The organism is Peribacillus cavernae (assembly GCF_003989135.1).
Lineage (GTDB): Bacteria > Bacillota > Bacilli > Bacillales > DSM-1321 > Peribacillus > Peribacillus cavernae.
In genome coordinates, this window is sequence record NZ_RYZZ01000037.1 from 133,202 (window position 1) to 154,826 (window position 21,625).

Annotated in this window: 22 protein-coding genes and 1 pseudogene; 9 read left to right on the forward strand and 14 right to left on the reverse strand. The window is 40.0% G+C overall.

Annotated elements, in window-relative coordinates:
* Nucleotides 1-50: 50 nt before the first annotated feature.
* From ELQ35_RS19420 to ELQ35_RS19435, 4 genes are all read right to left on the reverse strand, one after another.
* Complete coding sequence (locus ELQ35_RS19420; protein ID WP_126866835.1) at nucleotides 51-809, reverse strand: iron ABC transporter ATP-binding protein; 759 nt, start codon at nucleotides 807-809, stop codon at nucleotides 51-53.
* Complete coding sequence (locus ELQ35_RS19425) at nucleotides 803-1,753, reverse strand: iron chelate uptake ABC transporter family permease subunit (protein ID WP_126866836.1); 951 nt, start codon at nucleotides 1,751-1,753, stop codon at nucleotides 803-805. Before ELQ35_RS19425 ends, ELQ35_RS19420 begins: the two co-directional genes overlap by 7 nt.
* A complete protein-coding gene (locus tag ELQ35_RS19430) occupies nucleotides 1,746-2,696 on the reverse strand; it encodes an ABC transporter permease (protein WP_126866837.1) in 951 nt (316 codons plus the stop codon). The genes ELQ35_RS19425 and ELQ35_RS19430 overlap by 8 nt, the downstream gene beginning before the upstream one ends.
* A gap of 289 nt (nucleotides 2,697-2,985) precedes the next feature.
* Nucleotides 2,986-3,513: an NADPH-dependent FMN reductase gene (locus ELQ35_RS19435; RefSeq protein WP_307365668.1), complete on the reverse strand. Its 528-nt coding sequence runs from the start codon at nucleotides 3,511-3,513 to the stop codon at nucleotides 2,986-2,988.
* Nucleotides 3,514-3,755: 242 nt separating this feature from the next.
* On the opposite strand from ELQ35_RS19435, the gene ELQ35_RS19440 reads away from it, so the two are divergent.
* The 3 genes from ELQ35_RS19440 to ELQ35_RS19450 all read left to right on the forward strand — a co-directional run bounded on the left by ELQ35_RS19440 (nucleotide 3,756) and on the right by ELQ35_RS19450 (nucleotide 5,777).
* A complete protein-coding gene (locus ELQ35_RS19440; protein WP_246026140.1) occupies nucleotides 3,756-4,031 on the forward strand; it encodes a DUF1450 domain-containing protein in 276 nt (91 codons plus the stop codon).
* A gap of 198 nt (nucleotides 4,032-4,229) precedes the next feature.
* Nucleotides 4,230-4,763, forward strand: coding sequence for a YceI family protein (locus ELQ35_RS19445; RefSeq protein WP_126866840.1), 534 nt, complete (start codon nucleotides 4,230-4,232; stop codon nucleotides 4,761-4,763).
* 507 nt (nucleotides 4,764-5,270) lie between these two features.
* Nucleotides 5,271-5,777: a cupin domain-containing protein gene (locus ELQ35_RS19450; RefSeq protein WP_126866841.1), complete on the forward strand. Its 507-nt coding sequence runs from the start codon at nucleotides 5,271-5,273 to the stop codon at nucleotides 5,775-5,777.
* Between the two features lie 194 nt (nucleotides 5,778-5,971).
* Here the strand turns inward: ELQ35_RS19450 and ELQ35_RS19455 are convergent, their stop codons facing one another.
* The gene (locus ELQ35_RS19455; RefSeq protein WP_126866842.1) at nucleotides 5,972-8,119 is read right to left on the reverse strand and encodes an ATP-dependent Clp protease ATP-binding subunit; all 2,148 of its coding nucleotides are present in this window, start codon (nucleotides 8,117-8,119) and stop codon (nucleotides 5,972-5,974) included.
* Nucleotides 8,120-8,381: 262 nt separating this feature from the next.
* Between ELQ35_RS19455 and ELQ35_RS19460 the strand changes: the two genes are divergently transcribed.
* Nucleotides 8,382-9,929 carry an ATP-binding protein gene (locus ELQ35_RS19460; RefSeq protein WP_126866843.1) on the forward strand — a complete coding sequence of 516 codons (1,548 nt, stop codon included), beginning with the start codon at nucleotides 8,382-8,384 and terminating at the stop codon, nucleotides 9,927-9,929.
* A gap of 194 nt (nucleotides 9,930-10,123) precedes the next feature.
* Here the strand turns inward: ELQ35_RS19460 and ELQ35_RS19465 are convergent, their stop codons facing one another.
* Together ELQ35_RS19465 and ELQ35_RS19470 are read right to left on the reverse strand one after the other, a co-directional pair.
* Nucleotides 10,124-10,438, reverse strand: a complete 315-nt coding sequence (locus ELQ35_RS19465) for a hypothetical protein (RefSeq protein ID WP_307365649.1) — start codon at nucleotides 10,436-10,438, stop codon at nucleotides 10,124-10,126.
* 643 nt (nucleotides 10,439-11,081) lie between these two features.
* Nucleotides 11,082-11,516: a GNAT family N-acetyltransferase gene (locus ELQ35_RS19470; RefSeq protein WP_126866844.1), complete on the reverse strand. Its 435-nt coding sequence runs from the start codon at nucleotides 11,514-11,516 to the stop codon at nucleotides 11,082-11,084.
* 106 nt (nucleotides 11,517-11,622) lie between these two features.
* Between ELQ35_RS19470 and pdxR the strand changes: the two genes are divergently transcribed.
* Both pdxR and ELQ35_RS19480 read left to right on the forward strand, forming a co-directional pair.
* Nucleotides 11,623-13,017 carry a MocR-like pyridoxine biosynthesis transcription factor PdxR gene (gene pdxR, locus ELQ35_RS19475; protein WP_126866845.1) on the forward strand — a complete coding sequence of 465 codons (1,395 nt, stop codon included), beginning with the start codon at nucleotides 11,623-11,625 and terminating at the stop codon, nucleotides 13,015-13,017.
* Between the two features lie 24 nt (nucleotides 13,018-13,041).
* Nucleotides 13,042-13,713, forward strand: coding sequence for an HAD family hydrolase (locus ELQ35_RS19480; RefSeq protein WP_126866846.1), 672 nt, complete (start codon nucleotides 13,042-13,044; stop codon nucleotides 13,711-13,713).
* 76 nt (nucleotides 13,714-13,789) lie between these two features.
* Here the strand turns inward: ELQ35_RS19480 and ELQ35_RS19485 are convergent, their stop codons facing one another.
* Complete coding sequence (locus ELQ35_RS19485; protein WP_126866847.1) at nucleotides 13,790-14,206, reverse strand: STAS domain-containing protein; 417 nt, start codon at nucleotides 14,204-14,206, stop codon at nucleotides 13,790-13,792.
* 189 nt (nucleotides 14,207-14,395) lie between these two features.
* Between ELQ35_RS19485 and ELQ35_RS19490 the strand changes: the two genes are divergently transcribed.
* From ELQ35_RS19490 to ELQ35_RS19500, 3 genes are all read left to right on the forward strand, one after another.
* Entirely contained in the window at nucleotides 14,396-14,806 is a 411-nt protein-coding gene (locus tag ELQ35_RS19490; protein WP_126866862.1) for a MarR family winged helix-turn-helix transcriptional regulator, read from the forward strand.
* Complete coding sequence (locus ELQ35_RS19495) at nucleotides 14,790-15,137, forward strand: DUF3147 family protein (protein ID WP_126866848.1); 348 nt, start codon at nucleotides 14,790-14,792, stop codon at nucleotides 15,135-15,137. Before ELQ35_RS19490 ends, ELQ35_RS19495 begins: the two co-directional genes overlap by 17 nt.
* Nucleotides 15,138-15,962: 825 nt before the next feature.
* Nucleotides 15,963-16,862, forward strand: a complete 900-nt coding sequence (locus ELQ35_RS19500; protein WP_126866849.1) for a YitT family protein — start codon at nucleotides 15,963-15,965, stop codon at nucleotides 16,860-16,862.
* Between the two features lie 40 nt (nucleotides 16,863-16,902).
* Here the strand turns inward: ELQ35_RS19500 and ELQ35_RS19505 are convergent, their stop codons facing one another.
* From ELQ35_RS19505 to ELQ35_RS22885, 6 genes and pseudogenes are all read right to left on the reverse strand, one after another.
* Nucleotides 16,903-17,871: a sortase gene (locus ELQ35_RS19505; RefSeq protein ID WP_126866850.1), complete on the reverse strand. Its 969-nt coding sequence runs from the start codon at nucleotides 17,869-17,871 to the stop codon at nucleotides 16,903-16,905.
* Nucleotides 17,872-17,964: 93 nt separating this feature from the next.
* Nucleotides 17,965-19,302: a copper amine oxidase gene (locus ELQ35_RS19510; RefSeq protein ID WP_126866851.1), complete on the reverse strand. Its 1,338-nt coding sequence runs from the start codon at nucleotides 19,300-19,302 to the stop codon at nucleotides 17,965-17,967.
* Nucleotides 19,303-19,515: 213 nt separating this feature from the next.
* Entirely contained in the window at nucleotides 19,516-20,262 is a 747-nt protein-coding gene (locus ELQ35_RS19515; protein ID WP_126866852.1) for an anti-sigma factor, read from the reverse strand.
* On the reverse strand, nucleotides 20,263-20,817 hold the full coding sequence (locus ELQ35_RS19520) for an RNA polymerase sigma factor (RefSeq protein WP_126866853.1): 555 nt from the start codon (nucleotides 20,815-20,817) through the stop codon (nucleotides 20,263-20,265).
* A 293-nt stretch (nucleotides 20,818-21,110) separates the two neighbouring features.
* Nucleotides 21,111-21,331: pseudogene (locus ELQ35_RS19525) on the reverse strand (Tn3 family transposase); the annotation flags it as partial.
* Between the two features lie 9 nt (nucleotides 21,332-21,340).
* Nucleotides 21,341-21,625 (reverse strand): hypothetical protein (locus ELQ35_RS22885; protein ID WP_221884987.1); only part of this gene is annotated, 285 nt, incomplete at its 5' end.

The following is a 21,625-nucleotide window of genomic DNA, read 5'->3' on the forward strand; positions in this document are numbered from 1 at the left end:
TCGTTCACCTCTGAATTTATTTTTTTTGTTATTTTCAATCATCTAGCTTTCTATGCGTAATATACGGCAATCCTGTTTTCATTAATATGTTCAATATTGATATCCATTTCATAAATGCCTTTTAAAACAGAGCTATCAATAATTTCCTCAGTAGGGCCTTCCTGAACAACCTTTCCATCCTTTAGGGCCACTATGTAATCTGAATAGCAGGAAGCGAAATTGATATCATGAATCACGATAATAACCGTCTTCCCTAATTCATCAGTAAGCCTTCTTAATACCTTCATGATCTGGACGGAATGCTTCATATCCAGATTGTTTAATGGTTCATCGAGCAAAATATAATCCGTGTTCTGCGCGATGACCATCGCAATATAGGCTCTTTGCTGCTGTCCGCCGCTTAACTGATCCAGAAATTTATCCTCGATGTCCTCGAGTTCCATATAGTGGATCGCTTCATCCACGTACCTCCAGTCTTCTTTCGTAAGCCTGCCCTGTGAATAAGGGAATCTCCCAAAGGATACCAGCTCCCGGATAGTCAACCTAATATTTATATGATTCGATTGCTTTAAAATCGAAATTTTCTTCGCGAGTTCGTTGCTGTTGCATTTGCTAACTTCTTCACCATCAATGAAGATCTCACCGGAATCCTTAGAAATCAGGCGGCTGATCATCGACAACAAAGTGCTTTTCCCGGCACCATTCGGCCCTATAAAAGAAGTGATTTTCCCTTTAGCTATTTGCAAAGAAACGTTATCCACGACATTTTTGTTACCATACTGTTTCGAGACATTTTTTACTTCTACCATGAATTATTCTCCTTTAATAGCAGATAGATGAAATACACACCGCCAATGAAGTTAATAATGACACTGAGTGTCGTTGAAAAAGTGAATACTCTTTCCACAATCAAAAGGCCGCCAATTAATGCGATGATGCTGATCAAAATAGAACCAAAGATCAGGTGCGTATGCTGGTATGTCTTAAAAAATTGATAGGCTACGTTTACGACAAGCAGTCCAAGGAATGTAATCGGTCCGACTAAGGCAGTTGAAATCGAAATCAGGATCGCCACGACAATCAACAGCCGTTTTACAACATAATTATAATCGACCCCGAGGTTAATTGCCTGCTCCCTGCCGAGTGAAAGAACGTTCAGGTACTTTATGAATCTTGCAAAATAAAGCGAGACCAGTAAAATGAGCACAAACGAGACCAGAAGGAGATCAGTGTTGATATTATTGAAGCTTGCAAACATTCGATCCTGGACAACTTGGAACTCATTCGGGTCGATAATCACCTGCATAAACGACGAAAAGCTCTGAAACAATGTTCCCATGACTAAACCGACTAATAGCAGGAAATAAATGTTCTGCCCCTCCCGTTTGAAGAGAAACCGGTATAACAAACCTGCAAATAACACCATCAAACCTACGGAAATCATAAAATTCAGGCTCTTGTTCATGACGGTAAGGCTGGATGACCCGAATGCAAAAATCAGAAAGGTTTGAATCAGCATATATAGCGAATCAAGTCCGATTATGCTCGGTGTGAGTATTCGATTATTAGTGATGGTTTGAAACACCACTGTTGAAAAAGCTATCGCTGTCCCCGTCAGGATGATCGCCAATATTTTAATTGCTCTGTTAGGAACGACATACTCCCAATAGTTCCCCATATCAGTAAAAAGAAAGATAATAATCAGGATAACGGCAATGCTTGCGAGTATTCCCATTTTGATGTTTTTATGCATATGCCTTTCTCCTCATCAATAAGTAAAGAAATATCACACTTCCAATTACTCCGACAGTAAGGCCAATCGGAATTTCATAAGGATAGATGAGAATCCTGCCCAGTATGTCACACAATAGCAGGAAAACTGCCCCTAATAAAGCGGTATGTGAAAGGTTTTTTTTCAGGTTGTCGCCATGGTAGATGGAAACGATATTAGGAACGATCAGCCCCAAGAAAGGAATCGTACCGACAGTCAACAGTACTACGGTTGTTGATAAAGCTACAATCACCAAGCCTATGTTAACAACGAATCGATAGTTCAGCCCAAGGCTGGTGGAAAGTTCCTCGCCCATGCCTGCCACGGTAAATTTCTGAGCGAACAGATATGAAATGATCACGAGAGGAATGCTGATATAGATCATTTCATACCTGCCTGTCATGACCATTGAGAAGTCACCATGCAGCCAGGAAGAAATACTTTGAATCAAATCATGCTTGAAGGCAAAAAACGTTGTAATCGAATTGATAATATTTCCGAACATCAATCCTACAAGCGGAATGAAGATCGCATCCTTGAATTTGATCCTGTCAAGCAGCTTCATGAACAGGAATGTACCGGCAAGTGCAAAAAGCGAAGCAATAATCATTTGTTCCATCATTGTTGCCGAGGAAAAAAGAATAAGCGAAACAAGAATCCCAAGTCTTGCTGCATCCATTGTCCCGGCTGTGGTCGGCGAAACGAATTTATTCCGGCTGAGCTGCTGCATAATCAATCCGCAAATGCTCATGCTTGCACCGGCTATAATTAGACTCACCAGCCTTGGCAATCGGCTGATCATCATTATCTGCAGCTGGTCCTCGCTTAAATGAAATAAATCAAGCGGCGTGATATCCTTTACACCAACAAACAATGAAGTGATCGACAGTATTAAAAATGCAATAAACAAATATCTTTTTTTCATGATGATTCCTGCTCTTCCCTCAGACACGCTGGATTTAACGTATGTTTGGTACATTACAAACAAAGACTGAGATTCATTGTCAATTAAACTCATAAAAAAAATGAAGTCATTATTTTAACAATAATGAGAATCATTATCATTTTAGTGGATGAAAAATAATGAAACCATTACTCGATTTAGTAATGATACTCATTATCAATTAGAATGTTACATTAATTTCAGTTGGGGGTCAATCGTTTTTATGAAAAAAAAAAGAAAAGAGGAGGAATAGTTTCTCCCCCTCCCTCTTTTATCCTTTTAATTTTCCCTGAAGGAACAACAGCTCGTCTGCCAGATCGTTCAGCCTTCTGCCGACGTCTTCGTTAACGATTTCATTTTCTCGGTCAAAGCTGTCATTTGAAACAAACACATTTTTGCTTCCAACCAGTGCCTTAAAAAAGGAAAGAATCGGCCGTAATTGGTTCTCCGCAACAAGGGAATGATGATTGGATCCTGCCGTGGACACAAAACCGACAATTTTGGTTTCAAAAACAGTAGTCGGAAGATGGTCAAACAGGTTTTTGAGTACACCGGTAATCGATGCCTGGTAAACAGGTGTGCCGATGACAAAGAAATCAGCTTCCACTATTTTTTCAATGGCATTTTTGGTGTCATCATTGTAAGACTCAAGAGGCCTTCCATCGACAAACTCTATTTTGTATTTCCTTAAATCGATCAGTTCTATGTCGATTGCTGGATTTTTTTGTTTTGCACGTAGCAAAACTTCTTTCACAACCTTTGCTGTCTTGGAGCCGATTAAAGCCCCGGAAATTCCCACTAATTTCAATGTACTTCCTCCCAATTGTTAATCCTAAGTTGTATGAATTGATGTTTCCATTATAAACGGTATGAAACTAATTGATGTACTTATCTGCTTTCCAGTTTGCATGATTCTTATGAAAAGACATGTTTTTTGCAAATCGATGTTTCATGGTTTACCTTGACTAGTAAAAAACAGTAAACTATAAGTAGTGTATAACCAAAATCCCTAAGAATTATAATATGAAGGAAGAAGATAATGTGAAATCATTCATCACGAAAATGTTCTCAAAAGAAAAGAAAGTGACTATTGAATTCTGCCAGAATAACCTGGATAGATTTTTAAATGAAGAAACGTTTCCTCTCTTTCAAAAATTCCTGACCCAGCCGTCTGTAATATATAAAGAATTTGAATGCTTAAGTGAGTGTAAGCTTTGCAAAAAGTCACCGTACGCCAAAGCGGATGGCGAAATAATCATTGGGGAAAGCCCGGATGATTTATTGAATAAATTAAAAAGCTTAGGAAGTACCCGTTAAATTTGCAAAAGATGTCCCATCAAACCGGGCCATCTTTTTTTATCAAATGGAAGGGAAACGTTTTCAAAATATTTCTTTTTAAATAAGCCAAACGAATTGACATTTTTTCTAACGCGGCATATAATTTATCTCATGTTAATATATCTTGAGTTTGAGATACATTACTTAAATACACTACAAAATATGGAGGAGATTTTCATGACAAATACAAAATGGGTTGTAGATGCAAGCCATAGCAGCATTGATTTTTCTGTTAAGCATATGATGGTAGCAAAAACAAAAGGTGTATTTAACAAATTTGATGCATCCATTGAAGCAGATCCAGCCGATTTGACTTCTGCAAATATCGAATTTACGATCGATACTGCAAGCATCGATACACGCAATAACGATCGTGATACACACTTGCGTTCAGCGGATTTCTTCGATGTTGAAAATAAGCCATCTATCACTTTCAAGTCAACGAAGATCGTCAAGACGAGTGACGATGAATACGATGTAACCGGTGATGTAACAATCAAGGGAGTTACCCGCTCTGAAACTTTTGCTGTAACTTTCGAAGGACAAGGGAAGAATCCTTGGGGACAAGAGGTAGCAGGCTTCAGCGGTAAAGGAACGATCAACCGCAGTGATTACGACCTTACCTATAATGCTGCACTAGAAACAGGCGGAGTCCTTATCGGCGATAAAATTACAATCTCTTTAGAAATCGAAGCTTCAAAGGAAGCATAATTACTGACGAAATAAAGGCGGGCATTCTTTATGTCTGCCTTTATTTTTTTGTAAAAAGGAAAGATCCTCTTTACATGCTGGTTTTCACTTCCAGGAATTCGATTATTTCCGCACCAGCTCCTTCCATTAATAAATTGGTCCAGCCTAAGAATCTGATTGTGAATCGCGGATTCGAGCCACGAACCACAGTTGTCCCTACAGGCCACTATTCTCCCCCCGCTGATCTTGTTCGAAGTATTCTTTCCATCGTTTCTACGGGTATTCGATATTCTTCATAATTATCCTTAGGTTCGTTGTGCCACTTCATCTAATAGGTAGCTTAACCCGGTATGAAGCTCCAGGAATGCAATTTTATGCCTTTTTGCTGAAGACAAGGCTATATATATCATTTAAAAGCTCAGGGATGTTTTTGAAAAGACTTACCGACTTCAAGGGAACTCACAGTTTATAAGCAGCAAAATTAGGGAATATTCACGAACAAGACGAACACCACCATGGAGGGGTTTTATGGAATATACAGAGGTAGAAACTTTTTATTTTGAGGACGATGGAAGCATCCCGAACAATCCTGATATACCTGTTCTTTTTTATCCAGCTGCATTAAAAGATAAGGCAAGTCAGATTGAGAATTTTTTTAATGAAAATAACTGGGGAAACAGTTGGATGAATGGCATTTTCGACTTTCATCACTACCATAGCAACACACATGAAGTAATAGGGGTGGTAAAAGGTTCCGCAAGGCTCATGATCGGCGGTGAAAACGGAAAGCAATTCGAGGTAACCGTAGGGGATGTACTCGTCCTGCCCGCGGGCACAGGACACAAGCGGCTAGATTCAAGCCCCGATTTCAAGGTCGCTGGCGCATATCCTGACGGGATGGAATACAACACAAACACAGGAAAAAGTGAAGAGCGGCCGTATGCGCTGGATGAAATAAAAAGTGTGCCTCTGGCAAAACAAGATCCCGTCTTCGGAACAGATGGGCCGTTATTGAAAAAGTGGGGGATCAAATAGTAGCAGGGAAGCAGCAGGGTCCCATTTATATTTATATTTATATTTATATTTAGTGGCTTTATTTGTGAATTGGATTTATTATCGCTCCAATTGGATTATGGTCAGTAGAAAGTCTTGGTTGGAAAAGTAAAGTTCCTTTATAGCACAAAAAATGCCGTTCGTGGAGAACGGCATTTTTTGTGCTATCTTATTGGTCAGGCTGCAACAATTTTCAAATTGCCGTCTTCAACAACCGCTTTAAAGTTCTTCATCTCCGGCTGTTCAAAGATAAAGTCAACAATTCCATCTTCCAATTGCTCCTGGATGATGCGGCGAAGCGGTCTTGCACCGAATGAAGGGTGATACCCTAATTCAGCCAATTTTTCTTTTGCTTCCACTGTCACTTCAAGTGACAATCCTTGAGCAGTGATTGTTTCGTAGAGATCTGCCAGCATAATATCGACGATTTGAAGCAGATCTTCTTTCTTCAATGCCGAGAACTCGATAATGTTATCGAAGCGATTTAAGAACTCGGGCTTGAAGTAACTTCCTAATGATTGCAGGATTGTCGCCTCTTCAACTGCAGAGTTTGTACCAAAGCCCATTACTTTTCTCTTCTCTGCGGTTCCAGCGTTACTTGTCATAATGATAACTGTATCCTTAAAATTCACTGTACGGCCCTGGCTGTCGGTCAAGCGGCCGTCTTCAAGAATTTGCAGGAACATATGCATGACATCCGGATGGGCCTTTTCAATTTCATCCAAAAGAATGATGCTATATGGTTTGCGGCGGACTTTTTCAGTCAACTGTCCAGCTTCCTCGTGGCCTACATAGCCCGGAGGTGAACCAATCAGCTTGGAAACACTATGTTTTTCCATATATTCACTCATATCAAGGCGGATCATCGCATCCTTAGAACCAAAAAGCTCTTCAGCAAGCGTTTTGGATAGTTCCGTTTTACCGACCCCGGTAGGACCGACAAATAAGAAAGAACCGATTGGGCGAGTTTTCGATTTCAATCCGGCACGGCTTCTGCGGATCGCTTTGGCCACTTTTTTGACTGCTTTCTCCTGGCCGATTACCTTTTTCGAGAGCTCTTCCTGAAGATGAATCATTTTTGCCTGTTCATCTTCCTGCAGCTTGCCGACAGGAATCCCCGTTTTTTGTTCGATGATTTCTTGAATATGCTCCACTGACACCGTTGGACGGACATTTTGTTTTTCTGATTGAAGCATGTTTTCAAGTTTTTCTTCTTCATCTCGAAGTCTTGCTGCTTCTTCATAAGCCTCTTTTTTCAAGGCTTGTACTTTTTCTTTACTAATTTGAGCTAGACGTTCTTTGACATCTTCTTCTTTATTGCCTTCAATTGTTAGGTTTAATTTAGAACCTGCTTCGTCCATCAAGTCAATTGCTTTGTCGGGAAGGAAGCGGTCCTGTATATAACGATGAGACAGCTCAACTGCAGCTTTAAGCGCCTCTTCGTTAAATGACACTTCATGAAAAGCCTCATAGCGTTCTTTTAAGCCTTTAAGAATTTCCAGCGCTTCTCCTGGAGCGGGTTCGTTTACGGTAACAGGCTGAAAGCGGCGTTCGAGCGCACCATCTTTCTCGATTTTTCTATATTCGGAAAGGGTGGTGGCTCCAACAAGCTGGAGTTCACCGCGTGCAAGCGCAGGCTTAAGAATAGTCCCTGCATCCATTGAACCCTCCGCTGACCCCGCACCGACAACCTGGTGAATTTCATCAATGAATAGGATGATGTTCTTTTTTTCCTGCAATTCAGAAATAAGCTGCTTCATCCGCTCTTCAAATTGGCCGCGGATGCCTGTATTGGAAACAAGGGATGCCATATCAAGCAGATAGACTTCCTTCGTACGCAATTTAGCAGGTACTTTGCCTTCCGTTATTCTCAAAGCAAGCCCTTCTGCAATTGCCGTTTTACCTACTCCTGGCTCACCGATTAAAACAGGATTGTTTTTATTTCTTCTATTTAATACCTCAATCACACGTTTTACTTCCTCATCACGGCCAATCACTGGATCGATCAGTCCAGCTTTTGCATGACTGTTAAGATTCCGTCCATATTGATCCAGGAATCCATTACCTCCGCCCTGCTTGTTGCCTTGAGCATCCTTATTCATAATGTTTGAATTTGTATAGTTAGGGTTTTCGCCAAATTGCTTAAAGAAATCATCGGGTGGAAATCCATTGTTCCCCATATTCATTCCTCCCATGGCTGCTCCCATCTTATTACGTCCTTCTTTATAACAAGTGGAGCACAAATTAAAATGATGTTGATGTCCATTAACATTTACATGTAAGGTAACATTTGCTTGATTACTATGACACTTTTCACAATGCATATGTGACTCCTCCTTTAATTTTAGAGCATTCATTTTGGGTCATTTTATCTGACTATCTTTGACCTTATGTTTTTATTATACTCTGACCTTTTTTGACTTTCAACTATTTTGATTGGAAAGATTCATATAACCTTCCATCTCGAATTATTTCAAAGAGATAAAGCAAAAAATGATTTATTTCGGCTTTAAATAAGAGGGTTTTTACATTCAGTGTCAAAATTAATGAATGATAGTAGCTATTTTCGTCGAAAGAAGGGTCGTTATGAATGAGCAATTAGAATACATCGGCAATAAGATTAAACAAGGCAGCCATTTCCTGGCGCAGAAACTTTCGAATATATTAACTGTTGAGATAGACCCTTCTTTATTTATTCCTTTTGAAGATCAGCCCATTGATTGGCTGGAGCTGTATTTTCAAAGCATTGGTGACTCCTTATGTTCCGGCGAAATAGCCGAAAGGAATATATTATTGTGTGCCGATATATTTGGCCGGAGAGCAGTCGATTCCGAAATTCCGCCCGACAAATCCATGGATCTCTTTGTCCATTCCCGTACAGTGATTTTAGATTTTCTTCTTATAGAGATAGATGGTATTAAATTATCTACAAAAACGATACTCCTTGCAACTAAAACGATTAATCAGCTAATTGATAAAGCCTCTAGCGCCTTTATCAGCCATTATCAGAAAAGCTTATCCATTGCCAAGTATGCATTGGCCGAATCCAGTGAAGATTTAAAAATCACCTTAAAAGAGCTCAATGACCTCAAAAATGCCCTGAATGAAACAACTATTTTTGCCATTACTGACAAGAATGATAACATCACCTATGCCAATGACAAATTCTGTGATATTACAAAATATACAAAAGAGGAAATCATTGGACAAAACCATAATGTGCTTTTTTCAGGGTATCATCCTGAGGAATTTTTCGAAAAGGTCAGGGAAACGATACGGCAAGGAAAGGTTTGGAAGGGCGAGATCATGAATAAAGCGAAGGATGGAACGACTTATTGGGTCGATAGCACACTTATTCCCTTTTCGGATAGAAATGGGGAAACGTATCAGCATATTTCCATCCAAAATGATATTACCGAACAGAAGTTTACAGAAGAACTTTTACAAAAAACAGAAAAGCTGTCTTTAGTAGGAGAATTGGCGGCGGGGATTGCGCATGAAATACGTAACCCTCTGACTACTATCAAGGGATTTGTACAACTATTGAGCCAAGCACTCGAAAATGGTGATTTACCTTATTCATCAATAATTCTTGGTGAAATTGATCGGATCAACTTCATCGTCAGTGAATTTATGGTGTTTGCCAAACCACATACAATCTATTACAACAAATGCAATGTGTCCGAGATTTTGTACAGCGTTATCAGCCTGCTTGGGGCAGAGGCCTCTTTGAAAAACGTTAGGATCACCAACCGATTCTTGTCTGAAAATCCGTATATTTTCGGAGAAAAAAACCAATTGAAGCAGGTATTTTTAAACATGTTAAAGAATGCAATTGAAGCGTTGCCGGACGGTGGGAATATTCAAATTTCCCTATCATCCGAAGAGCAAGATATACAGGTTTTAATTGCAGATGACGGCATCGGAATGTCCCTGGACCAAATTCAAAAGCTTGGGGAACCATTCTACACCACGAAAGAAACCGGGACTGGATTGGGTTTGATGGTAAGCTATAAAATAATTCAAAATCACAAAGGCAGCATACATGTAAAAAGTAATGTGGACGGCGGAACTACATTCACCATTGTGTTTCCGATGTTAGCGGAAAAAGACCATGCAGAAAATATTCAATGAACAAAAATAACGGTTTACTCAAAGTGGCATAAGATATCTCAATTCTAACGGGGATATCTTTTCTGGCTCTGTATTACTATTGCTACTTAATAAGCAATAAATTGAGATACATCAGAGAACAACTAAGCCTTTCATCTATCTCTGTATCATCTTCCCGAGGCGCTTTGGCGCGGTTCGGAGATAAGCTTCGGTAATCAGACTTTCCAAATGGTCCAGTTCTGCAATAACCGCTGAGTCCATGGAAGTCCACCCATGCTGGCCAATATAAGGGGTTTTCGTATAACCTTTCTGTTGCAGAAGGAGTTCCTGAGTTTCCGGGGCGTTTTGACAGCTACTGAAAATTCGTCTTTCACGCCCATCATTACAAACGGTTTGTCCTTAACACGAAAAGAAGTGTGGCCAAACGCATCCACTTGTTCCGACACTTCAGGGAACTTACTGCAAATCTTTTTCACCTTCACAAACATATCAACAGCAGCTTCTGATTTGACTGTTTTATTGTTCTCCATAGATTGTGCCCTCCATGATTTTAGGTTTGTTCAAAATTTAGTGTTCGCGTATTTTAGATTATCGCTCATAAACTCTGGACAACAGCTCTTAAATGTCTATAATGGCTCTTAAACTTGGATAATAGCTCTCAAACTTCTATAATAGCTCATAAACTTCTATAATAGCTCATAACGTTGCACATCCGCTATCAATGTGAATACAGTACTATTATCTTTGAAGGTTTTAGCTGCATTATATTCTTGAACCATCATAAATTCGGACAATAGCTCTTAAATTTCTATAATGGCTCTTAAACTTGGATAATAGCTCCTAAACTTCTATAATAGCTCATAACTCTGCACATCCGCTATCAATGTGAATACAGTACTATTATTTTAAATGGTTTTAGCTGCATCATACTTTGATTCAATCATATAGTCACTTTCTTATAGCTTCAATCGGTACGTATATGTGAACGCATTCAATAAAATAAACCATCCTGGACCATCTGCCAGTGAAAAACCATAAAATACAAAAGCAATGCCGAACAGCACCAGGAACATGACAGGCTTACGGCCAAAGCGGTCCGATAAATGTCCGCCGACAAAGCCTCAGACTGTTGCCATCAATGACTACCTCTTCCCTCCTTCCTTTTAAAATAATTCACTCCAATTTCTTTAAATATACATAACTGGTTTTATTATACTCCATTTTCTCTTCATAGAAGCGATGGGCATCCACTCTTTGCAATCCCGATGATAACGAAACAATCGGATATCCATTGCCCTTTGCCCATTGATGAACATGGGAAAGTAGCATTTCTCCGTACCCTTTGGACCTTTGGTTTTGATCAGTGACTAAATCGCACACCCAAATGAAGCGGCCATTGTATAAGGTGATCATAGGCATAAACCCGACAACCGCAACAATTTGATCATCATATAATGCAAACATTCTATATCCATCTTTTTCTTGCGACTCTTTGACTAATTCGAGATATGTATCTCTATCAAGATGAGTCCGCAATTGTTTCATTACTGAAAAAGCTGTCTTCCATTCTCCTTCGGTTGTCAATTCCTTAATTGTTATATGTTCCATGTGACTCTCCTCCTTTTATATATACTGAATTATAGGAACAAACTGATCCTCCGTTAAGAACCAGATTTGCTATAATTGATGGTATCAGTTTAAGGGGGCCAGGCGGATGTTCGAAATGACACCAAATTTAGATAAAACCAAGAACGAGCCATTATATATTCAGCTTTATCATTACATAAAGAAAGAGATTCAAAATGGCGGCATAGAGGCTGGAACAAGATTACCGTCGAAAAGAAAGCTGTCTGCCCACCTTGGAATCAGCCAAAATACGATTGATGCTGCCTATCAGCAACTAAGCTCGGAAGGTTATGTCGAAAGTAAATTACGGAAGGGTATTTTTGTAAATAAATTGGAAGAGGATATTGTTCCCTTGTCTTCTTGGAATCTTCCTTATACGAAAAAAAGAGCCGTTGAAGAGAAAGTGAAAATCGACTTTAATCACGGGAAAATTGATCTGGAACATTTTCCGTTTATGACATGGAAAAAGCTGACTCTTGACAGTTTATATGATGAAGAACGCCAATTGCTTCTGAACGGCGACCCTCAAGGCGAACCACGGCTTCGCGAAGAAATTGCAAAGTATCTTTTTCAATCAAGAGGCGTACTCTGTTCACCGGATCAGATCATCATCGGTGCCGGAACACAATATTTAGTCGGCTTATTATGCTTGTTAATTGGCAGAGATCATATTTACTCGATGGAGGATCCCGGCTTTCATAGAATCAGGACTGTACTAAAGGATCAAGGTGTACCACTGGAACATATCCCTCTCGATGACCAAGGAATTGACATCAGTCAGTTACGAAAGAGGAAAGCTGATATTGTTTACGTAACTCCCTCGCATCAATTCCCCAATGGGTACGTGATGCCGATCACAAGAAGAATGGAGTTATTGAAGTGGGCTGAAGAAAAAAGCGGCTATATCATTGAAGATGATTATGACGGTGAATTCAGGTATATCGGGAAGCCGATCCCGTCTTTACAGGGACTGGATTCGCACGGAAGAGTTATTTATCTTGGGACTTTTTCCAAATCGTTAATCCCTTCGATCCGGATCAGTTATATGATTTTGCCGCCTGATTTAGCATGCAGGTATCATGATGGCTTTTATTCTTATAAACAAACAGTCTCCCGGCTCACCCAGCATACTCTTTATCAATTTATCAAAGACGGCCACTGGGAACGGCATTTGAATAAAATGAGGAACTTATATCGGAGAAAGCATCATGTATTGATATCTGCCATTGAAAAAACATTTCATGATCAGGCAGTCATCATCGGCAGCAAATCAGGGCTGCATATCCTTCTCGAAATCTGCAATCAGATGTCTGAGCAAGAATTACTGCAAACAGCGTCAAGAAACCAAGTTAAAGTTTATCCAACATCCGTTTATTATGAAAACAAAGATTCATCGTCAGGGGTTTTATTGGGCTATGGGGGATTAACAGAAACAGAGATTGAAGAGGGAATAAAATTATTGAAAGATGCCTGGTTCAATTAGGGATCGAATCGAGGGGGATAAAAAGTGATTAAGGCCGGTTTGTTTGACCTTGATGGAACGCTGCTGAACCGGGATGCTTCGGTTCTGGAATTTATAGATGACCAATATGATCGATTTCATAACGAGTTGACCCATATAGTAAAAGAAGAATATATCTCTCGGTTCATTGAGTTAGACTGCCGCGGCTATGTCTGGAAGGATAGGGTATATCAGCAATTAGTTCAGGAATTCGAAATTAGAGGATTAACCTGGGAAGCGCTCCTTCAGGATTATCTGAACCACTTTAAGAACAGCTGTGTGGCTTTTCCCAATTTGAATAAAATGCTGGACGAATTGAAGGGTAAGTCCATCTCTTTAGGAATCGTCACAAATGGCAAAGGCCCATTCCAAATGGACAATATCCGGGCTTTAGGGATCGAACACTATTTTAATGCCATTCTCGTTTCCGAATGGGAAGGGATAAAAAAACCGGACCCGCAAATTTTCAGAAGGGCAATAGAACGGCTTCATGTAACGCCCGATGAATGTCTGTTTGTGGGAGACCATCCGGAAAATGATGTGAAAGCAGCCAAAAACGCAGGACTCACGGGAATTTGGAAAAAGGATGATCAATGGAAAAATGTCCAGGCTGATTTTGTTGTGGAGGATTTACTGGAGATTTCTTTCATTATGGATCGGATTACTGCTTCTGTTTGAAAGATATTTTTATCTAAAAAAAAGCCAATGGCAAAGAGGGTATGTTTCGTATCTTACAACCCTCTTTTATATCGGTTTATGTAGAAGCCAGGCCAATTCGGGATAAAGCTTCCCTTACATTAGAATAAATTTTGACATCGCCCAAATCAATATTGATTTCATGGGCTTTTATCGCCATATCTGGGCGAAAACCTGTTAAAATCGGTTCTACTCCAACCAAACGCAACATGTTCACCATACTTAATAAATAACCGCTTATTGTATTGTCAATTTTCAGGATACCTGATAAGTCAATCACTAGATGTGTAAGAGACATTTCCTGACTGTATGAGAGAGCAATGTGTATGATCGTTTGAGCACGTGTTCCCGTGATATCGCCGATAATTGGCAGGATTGCCAGGCCTTTTGTAATAGGAACAATCGGGGCCGACAGGTTTTGAATTTGCTGATTGGCTTGATCCAACTCAAGGACATAGGTTAAAAGCGAAGACATTTCTTCAAATAATCCAACATGTTCATCGGTAAACTCATAAGTATTTCATTCCGGTTTAAGCATTACCAATGTGCATCATGTTCGTATCTAAAATTATTTTAAACTACTAGATGACCTCTTTACAATAGAATCTATTGATGGTAATATATCGTACAATACGATATATTACCAAAGGGGAATCCGATGAGCATTCATTCACTTAACGAAGACTGGACCGATATTTATTATTTTTTACATTATGATCATAAAGAAAACCTGACGCACCAAAATATTAGATGTTTGCAAACAATTGAAAAAAACTCGAAAGTTACCGTGCAGGCTGTAACTAATCGAATGGGCATCTCCCATAATACTGCTTCTGAACATATAAAAAGACTTATACAAAAAGGATATATCAAAAAGTACAAAGGTGAAAAGGATAAAAGAGTTGTTTATTTAGAGCTTACCGCCCTGGGTAAAGGTGCATTGGAGAAAAACACTGAACTGGACAAAGAGAAACTCAAAATCATCTTGGAAAAGCTGAATGAAGAGCAATGTTCCCAGATTTACAATGCATTCGAATTGCTAAAGAAGGCAGCAAAACATGAATTTCCTCGTTAAAACGATAATCTCAAGCATCATCATAGCCGCCGTGACTCTAATCGCAAAACAATATCCGAAATATGGCGGGATCATTGCCGCTTTGCCGTTAGTAAGTTTATTAAGCCTTTTTTGGCTTTATTTACAAGGGGAGCCAACCAAGCATTTAGGGAATTTTCTATTTGGGGTTTTATACGGATTGCCCGGCACCATCATACTCATTCTCATTGTGGCGTTATCATTGAAATATTCCCTGCCATTCTTGATGTCGCTTCTCCTTGGGATAAGTGGATGGCTGGTGTTTTTAAAACTGCAGGGAATGATTGTCGAAAAGATTTACAAGTATTTCTAATGTATAATTAGATGACTCAAAATTTGAAAATTAAGTTCATACTTTCTGTTCTTGTAGATATATGAAGTATTCAGCTTTTGGGATAAGGATAGTCAAGAGACTGCACACCATGAAATCCAGCAAGGCTTTTTGTTAATTCTTTCGCTCATTATTGAATTAGTAAGTAAATTCCCTGCGGCATCCACAAAATCCTTCGCATCAATCTTTTTTAAGGAAAAAAAGTTTACCCTTAGCGGGTTACTATCCAAATCACATCATTTACTATCCAAACTATATAAGTTGAATTAACCGGTTCCTATTTCGGTTAAAGTTTTGGCGTCACTTTTATTGTTTTCGCGTCTTTTTTTCTAGTTTTGTCGTCTCTTTTCTCATTTTGGCGTCTCTTTTAACTTTTGTCGTCTGTTTTTCTGTTTTGGCGTCACTTTTATCGTTTTCGCGTCTGTTTTTTAGTTTTGTCGTCTCTCTTTATCGTTTTGTCGTCTCTTGTAATTCCAAGTATTGACCGTTTGTGTTAGATGCAATTCTTAATCTCAACTTATATAGTGAATTTATTATCGAAACAAAGGGGGACCTTTCCTGCCACAGTTGCTGCCTCCTGTTTCGGCTAAGCATATTACTTTGATGTTACATAATATTGTTATATACTTATATTAAGTAACCATCATAAAAAAGGTGACTACGGAATAGGTTTGAACCAAGCAATATTTCTTTCAGAAAAGGGATATGATGCTCGATATTAAGTAAAGGATATAATAACAAGGGGCTTTTTCGGTTTTTTTACATAATGTTTTACATTTTTCAAAAGTCAGAAATTAGAGGTGGAAAATGCTCAATATTAATCAAAGTCCGGCGGTCTTGACGAAAAAGCAGCATCGACGGCGGTCAAAGGTGCTGCTTCTGCGAAGGATTTTGCTGATTACTCTGGGAGCTGTGTTAATGTCAGTGGGCCTGGAAATTTTCCTGGTACCGAATCGTGTAATCGACGGAGGAATTACAGGTATTTCGATTATGATGTCGTCCGTTACAGGGTGGGGAATCGGTGTATTCTTATTCATCCTCAACTTGCCGTTTATCTTTATTGGCTATAAACAACTTGGGAAGACCTTTGCCCTCTCAACTCTTTATGGAATTATTGTCCTTTCCATAGCTACCACTTTTTTTCATCCAGTACCGGCTTTTACAGACGATTTGCTTTTAGCAACCGTATTTGGCGGGATTGCGATTGGAGTGGGCATAGGTATTGTAATTCGAAATGGCGGTTCGTTGGATGGAACCGAAGTTTTAGCAATACTCGCCAATAATAAACTTCCTTTTTCTGTAGGTGAAATCATCATGTTCCTCAATATTTTTATTCTGGGAAGTGCCGGATTTGTCTTTTCCTGGGATCGGGCGATGTATTCACTTATTGCGTACTATATTGCCTTTAAAACTATCGATGTGACGATTACCGGTTTGGAAGAGTCGAAATCTGTTTGGATCATCAGTGACCAATTTCAGGAAATTGGCGATGCAATTCTTAACCGCCTTGGCCGTGGAGTGACCTATTTAAATGGAGAAGGGGCTTTTTCGGGAGATGAAAAAAAAGTCATTTTTTGTGTCATCACCCGGCTGGAGGAAGCCAAATTAAAGGATATTATTGATGAGGCAGATCCCAATGCCTTTCTATCGATCGCTGATATTGCAGAGGTGAAGGGCGGGCGTTTTAAGAAGAAAGGGATTCATTAAAGAGGCCGGCAAATGTCGGCCTTCTTCTATTTATAATGTGTTATTCAGGCGGCAGAGTCATCTCTGAAGGCTTCGATTCTTGGCCATAGAGATCTACTGCCGTTACATAAAACTCATTTTCAAGTGCTTTTGGATCGGTATAGCTTTTCCGCTCCAGCGCTGAAATGCTGCCTACTTGCTTAAATGTTCCGTCTTGCTCTTTCTTGTAAACACGATACCCAATGATCGTATCGTCTCTTACAGCATGCCATGTTAGAAAGGTCCCACTGACCGCTAAATGAGAAGGCAGTTTTGGGGAATCTAGGATTTTTTCAGGTTTTTGCTGGTCTTCTCTTAGTTCTGAATAAACGACCAGGCGTTCTTCATGACTGCCTCTGGAACGATTGAACTCACCGGTGCATGTAATCAAATTAAGTCTTTGAGAGTCCCGATTACCAAAGATTTCTTTGATCGGAGCATCATTATAAGGATAACTCGCTTTTTTCTGTACAACAAAGACCTTCTTGTTTCCATTCTTGTCAGAAACGATAATTTCATCCCCGGCCTCTAAATCTTTCAATTTATAAAAGACGGCAGGCCCTGTTTTATTGTCAACGTGGCCCGCGAAGACAGAGCTCCCTATTTCCCCAGGCAACGTTCCTGGTTCAAACCAGCCCACCTTTTTATCATCTTTTGGGACGTCCATTTGGCCATTTTCGAGCACTCCAACTTGTTCGATTGAAGTTGTTACCTTGATTTCAGGGATTTCTATCGTCTGGGGGACGATTCCTTTACTTTTTTTCATTGCTTCTCTTTCAAGTTCCATCCGTTTCTTCTCAAATGAAACCGCTTCTTTTTCTGAGAGTGCAAATTCTTTAAAAATTGGATCCTTTGAGGCTTTTACTTGAATTTGCTCTGTCTTGGTTTGCGTCTCACTTGGACTCACCTTATTTTCCAAAGGCAAGGTCTGGCATCCGGAGAGGAGTATACTTACTAAGCCTGCTAGTAGTATCGAACGTACCTGTTTCATCGTCTGTCACCTCATTTCTAGTGAAGTCGCCTTATTTAAAAAGAAGAGAGGGGCAAACCTCTCTTCTTGCAGTATACCACCTTGATCTAAAATCTACTGTTCACGTGTCATTTTTCTTCTAACAATGAAAGCAGAGGCAATTGCAGCGATAGCTCCAAAAGTGACAACCATCATTTCTGTAGTGCTGGTGCTGTCACTTGTACCGCCCATACCTGTTTTAGGCATTTCTTCCGGCATAGTTGTGCCAGCAAATTTGTCCGGCATCTGTTTAACGATCGCATCTCCTAATGCAAGTCCAATACCAAACATGGTCTTGTAGCCTTCACGGAAGTTCTGATACTCGGCATCATAGTCACCTGCTACATAGCTGTCAAACGTTTTCATAACCTGCTCTTCATGAGTTTTAACAGCTGCAGTTGCGTCTGCTGCAGGAAGGTTTTCCTCTGTGGCGGCTCCAAGGAATCCACCAAAGTCTTCTGCAAATTGGTTAAATCGTTCTTCCACTTGGGCTCTTGCATCTTCATCCTTGTTTTTAACCGCCTGCACTAAATCGCTTTGGGCAGCGATGTGATCTGTCTGCCAGATTTTTTCAAACTGGGCAGCGCCTTCATCTCCGTAAATAGAAGCAACCGCACCTTTAAACTCTGCCGTGTTGGCATTCTCAGCCCAGCTTACAAAGTCAAAGTCTTTCGCCCCATCGTATTCCTTTGCCATACCCATTGTCGCTAATGCAAAGTGTTCACCGGCCAGGCTGTTTAGAGTGGAACGCAAGTCAGCCGCCGCTGTGTCAGACTTTGTATCATTAAATTTCTCCGGCATTTGCGTGGTGATGGCGCCGGAAAGGGCTTTACTAATTACAAACATATGTTTATAGCCTTCGCGGTACGTTTCATACGCTTCTTTGTAGTCACCCTCTACATAAGCATCAAATGTATCTTGCACCTGGTCTTCATGTACTCTTACTGCTTTTGCCGCTGCTTCAGTAGGCAGCTTGCCTTCTGTGGCTGTGCCAAGGAATTCCGAGAATTCTTTAACGAACTGATCCACTTCCTGTTCTGCCGCTTTTCGTGCTTCAGGGTCATCTTCCTTCGTTGCCTTTACCAAATCTTCTGTGTAATTATTGTGCTCCCTGAAAATCTTTTCAAATTGTGCAGCACCTTCGTCTCCATAAATAGAAGCAATGGCAGGTTCCATATCAACCGCATTTTGGTCTAAAGCTTTTGCAGCCGCTTCCCAATTCTTTGATCCGTCATACATGGTAGTCATAGAGGAAACAGCCAGTACAAAATGCTCTGATAAAAGTTGATCTAAAGCTGCCCTTAAATCTGCAGCTGGCGTTTCCGCTGTAGCCTTTGGCTCCGCCGCTGACGACATGGTTGGGAATAACAGTGATAAACCTAGAACGGGTGCTATAAACTTTTTCATTTTCATTGTTTCCACTCTCCTCAAAATTTTTCTCTCTACTTACATAACGAACAGGAAGTTCATTTGGATCATTTTTTTTGTTCTTTTTTTCTTTTGTTCTCTTTCAAATGACTTTGCTGCTTTCATAAGGAATAACGCCGCAAAGTTTTACATGGATCACTAATTTTTAAAAAAATCTCAAAAAAGAAAGGCAGAGAGTGAATTCTCTCTGCCTTTTGTCTATAACGCACTGCTTAATAAAATTTCTCCCTTTGGAGTTTTACTGTCATTCGAAGGCTCGAGTGTAATGGCAACGGTATCCCATTGATGTTCACCTGGATGATTGATACCATACGTAACTGCCCCCTGGCCTTCACTGCCTGGAACAAACGTACCGGCTCTGTATGGCTTCCCTTTTTCTAAAAGCCATACTTGGTATACTTGTGAACCTGTTACATTCTTTAAATTATCGGCTTGCACCACCAGCTCAGTTTTCCCATCCTTGTTAATCAACATCGCCGTTCCATTCACTTGTTGATTTTTTGAAGGCTGTAAACTGACCGTCTTTTCAAATTTATCGATAGTTACCTTACTTTCTTGAACCGTATCGTTCTCATTATCTTTAGATAACAGAGCATAAGCGTTACCGACCAAAGAAAGGAATAACGAAGCTGCAAGAAGGGGCTTAAGCCATCTATTCTTTCTCTCACTTTCCGGACGATATGCTGGTTTTTGCTCGGGAATCTCTGTTTCAACCATCTCCTGCTTTTCCTGAAAAACATTGGCCAGGATGCGGTCTTTCATGTCACTCGGAGGATCAACCGGTTCTGAAGCAAAGGGGAGATTTTCCGTCAACATTCTAAGTTCAGTCAATTCTTTGCGGCAGTCTTCACATTCTAAAAGATGTTGTTCAAATTTTCTGTGGGAGATATCATCCAATTGGCCGTTGAAATAATCAACAAGCAAATCGCACTGATTATTATTCATCTACTTTCCCCCCTTTACGTTAGTTTGCGGAACCATTTTCTTTAAGTGTTTTAGAGCCAATCGAATTCTTCCTTTGACAGTGCCTAACGGTATGTCAAATTCATCTGCAATATGTTGCTGTGATAACCCTTTAAAGTAAAATAAATCCACCATCTTCTGCTGTTCTGCACCTAATTCTGAGATTGCCTGCCTCAGCATAGAGCCTTCTTCTTTCCACTCCACAAGGTTCTCCACACTTGGATTTTCACTGGGGATTTCCCCATATTCAAAATCTGAAGGAATTTCCTTTCTTTTTCTCAACTGATCGATGCTTGTATTGCGTGTCATCGTCATGAGCCAGCTGGAGAACTTTCCTTTTGATGCACTGTAAATCCCTTTTTTCGTCCAAAGTTTAATAAAGACCTCTTGGACAACCTCTTCCGCCAATTCCTTCTGACCTGTAATTTTATAGGAGAGTGAAAATAACAGCTTTTCATACCGATCGTATATTTTCTCAAGTGCCTGTTTTTCACCAAGGTGCACTTGTTCGTAAAGTTCTGCATCTGTATCGTTCATATGAGTCCCCTTTCTGGCATGGTCCATATTGATTATACCAATGAAGCAAGCAAGCGACCATATTTGTCTGAGAAATCCTGTTAGAATGCACCTATAAGATATACGATTAAAACGGCGTTTTGGATGACTTAATTTTGATTTATATACTCTTTATTTCAGAAAACTGAATTGTTTGAACTAAAAAGGAGCAGGGTAAAAGGGGGTTTGTGTAGCAATGGAACCAAATCACGCAATAAGCATTAGCTGACATTAGGAATCCTATATCCTTTTAAGTAATAGGATTCCGGTCCTATTTACTCTTTTATATCATCAGTTTCTTCGTATGTTAAAGTCCGTAATCGGCCATCTCTGACTTCTTCTGGAAGTATAAACGAATAGCGCCCTACTATATTAATATGTTCATGTCCAAGTGGCGAAAGCCTGGCAATATCGTTCTTATCAAGGACGTGGCCACGATTGCGAAGAACTTGTAATGCTGATTCCATATAGCGAGAGTATTCCAGACCACAATGGAACGAAAACGTCAAAGACGCGATTCACCTACGTCAGCTAAACGTGGGCTAAATGGAAGAAACTTGCGGACTGTACCGTAATATTGTAGTAGTTCTGAATACGCTAGAGTTTGATCTGGCGGACGTGTTAACGATTCAACCGTGTGGATAGCTTGTATAAGGTCCCTTTCTGGAATTTTCTTAAACACAGCATCCTTTGGACTTATGGAGGGGTTTTTATGCTCTAACAATGTTATACAAGCTTCTCGGAGCTGGCGTGCAGCTGAATAGGTTACACTCAACTGGACAGTAAAATT